The sequence below is a fragment of the Bradyrhizobium sp. LVM 105 genome, assembly GCF_003957705.1.
Classification (GTDB): Bacteria; Pseudomonadota; Alphaproteobacteria; order Rhizobiales; family Xanthobacteraceae; genus Bradyrhizobium; species Bradyrhizobium frederickii.
Genome location: NZ_QZMV01000078.1, coordinates 1 through 1,875, shown reverse-complemented (window position 1 = coordinate 1,875; position 1,875 = coordinate 1). Strand labels below are relative to the sequence as shown.

The following is a 1,875-nucleotide window of genomic DNA, read 5'->3' as shown; positions in this document are numbered from 1 at the left end:
GCCTTACGAGTTAATGGCATGGACCACGCCCGCTCCCAGCGGCAACGTGGAGTCCGGCGGGGCAACAGCAGGAGCGCAAGCCATGTCGAATACGAACATTGTCACGATCGGTATCGATCTCGGGAAGAACACATTCCATGTCGTCGGTCTCGATACCACAGGCGCAATCACGCTACGCAAGAAGCGGTCGAGAAATCAGCTTGACCAGTCGCTGGCCAATGTTCCGCGTTGTCTGATCGGAATGGAGGCGTGTGCAGGCGCACATCATCTGGGTCGCAAGCTCGAGAAATTTGGCCATCAAATCCGGCTCTTGCCGGCACAGTACGTCAAGCCATACCTCAAGGGTCACAAGAATGATTTTCGGGATGCTGAAGCGATCGCCGAGGCCGTTCAGCGGCCGACAATGCGGTTCGTCCCAGTGAAGTCGGCCGAACAACTCGATTTACAGGCACTCCACAGAGTTCGCAGTCGATTGGTGACGCAGAGAACGGCGGTCATCAATCAAATCCGGGGCTTTTTGCTTGAGCGAGGGCTACCAGTGCGGCAGGGAGCGGCAGCACTCCGATTGGCGCTCCCCCAAATCCTCTCGACATCTTCGGAAAGCCTGTCCCCTCGGGTGGTTCGGCTCATCCAGGACTTGGCCGAGGACTGGCGCTATCTCGACCGTCGCGTCGCGTTAGTCACCAAGGAGATCAACGAGATCGCGGAGCAAGATGCACATTGTCGCCGTCTGATGAGTGCGCCGGGCGTCGGGCCAATCATCTCAAGCGCGATGATCGCCGCGATCGGAACTGGTGATGCGTTCCAGAAGGGCCGCGACTTTGCGGCATGGCTTGGTCTAGTACCGAAACAAATCTCGACCGGCGATCGAACCATCCTCGGTCGCATATCAAGACGCGGCAACCGTTATCTACGAACACTGTTCATTCAGGGAGCCAGAGCCGTACTGCTGCAGCGCCAAACCTGGGCCAGGCACGGCTTCGGAGCCTGGCTGGAGGCAGCATCGAAGCGGCTCCACTCGAATGTACTAGTTGTTGCTTTGGCCGCAAAACTCGCGCGGATGGCCTGGAGCATACTCGCAAAAGGCCGTGACTACGAAGCGAGTTTCCTGGGCCACGCTGCGTAAGACGTCCGGACCCGGGAAGGAAGGAAGATCCACGATCCGATCGGAATAGCACACTATCCCGCCGAGGTTTGCGAGACGGAAAGGACGAATGGAGAAACGGTTCTACCGACACTTCTGAAGCCTGGTTCGACTCCATGGCCCTTGTTGAGGCCGGCGAGTTATTGAGGACAGAAGTGGGCGGATATCCATAATGGCTCGGGGCGACAGCCTCAAATCGAAGCCGGATAGATTGGCGCAAACCGCTTCATCCCTTTGTCGATTCCTCTTGCAACGTGGGCGTGGTCCATAGATCGGTGTCAAAGCCTCCATCGTCACCAACAACCGCCGTGCTCCCGGTGGCCTGTTCGTGCTGCACGCCAGGGCGCTGCCCGACAACCCGTACGACGGTCACACCTTGCGCGACGTCATCGACCGCACCGAGACGCTCACCGGTTGTGCCATCGAGCGGGCTTATGTCGACAAGGGCTACCGCGGCCACAATGCCGCGCCCGAATACAAGTTCAGGGTGTTCACGTCAGGCCAAAAGCGGCGGGTAATCGCGCAGATCAAACGCGAGCTGCGCCGCCGCTCCGCCGTCGAGCCGGTCATCGGCCATCTCAAATCCGAACATCGGATGGGCCGGAACTATCTTTGGCACCGCGAAGGAGATGCCACCAATGCCGTCCTCTCCGCCGCCGGCTACAACTTCCGGCGCCTCCTCCGCTGGCTGCAGCTCTTGTTGCGCCAAATCCTCGTCCAGCTCATCCTCC

1 protein-coding gene and 1 pseudogene are annotated in these 1,875 nt (G+C 59.4%); both read left to right on the top strand.

Going from position 1 to position 1,875, the window contains the following annotated elements; all coding sequences use genetic code 11:
- The first annotated feature begins 82 nt into the window (after positions 1-82).
- Positions 83-1,126 (top strand): IS110 family RNA-guided transposase, encoded by a 1,044-nt coding sequence (locus D6B98_RS39525; protein WP_126262247.1) that lies wholly within the window; start codon positions 83-85, stop codon positions 1,124-1,126.
- 292 nt (positions 1,127-1,418) lie between these two features.
- Positions 1,419-1,875: pseudogene (locus D6B98_RS39520) on the top strand (IS5/IS1182 family transposase); the annotation flags it as partial.